This is a genomic window from Idiomarina sp. Sol25, from assembly GCF_033052775.1.
Lineage (GTDB): Bacteria > Pseudomonadota > Gammaproteobacteria > Enterobacterales > Alteromonadaceae > Idiomarina.
The window spans coordinates 1-262 of the sequence record NZ_JAUPEW010000156.1; the positions used below are offsets into that span (position 1 = coordinate 1).

At 62.6% G+C, this 262-nt stretch carries 1 pseudogene; it reads left to right on the forward strand.

Annotated features, from left to right (window positions below):
• Positions 1 to 262 (forward strand): annotated as a pseudogene (locus tag Q5L94_RS13840) (hypothetical protein); the annotation flags it as partial.

Here is a 262-nt window from a genome sequence, read left to right on the forward strand (position 1 = left end):
TGCGACTTCGCGAAGGAGATCGCGGTCTACTATCCGCTGCACGTCATCATGTCGATCATGGGCGTGCCGGAATCCGACGAGCCCAAGATGCTCCAGCTCACGCAGGAGCTGTTCGGCGGCGGCGATCCCGACATGCAGCGCAAGGAACGCGATCCCAACACCAACGTCATCGCCGAGTTCTTCATGTACTTCAACGCGATGACGGCTGCGCGCCGCGCCAATCCCGGCGAGGACCTTGCCACCGTCATCGCCAACGGCAAGG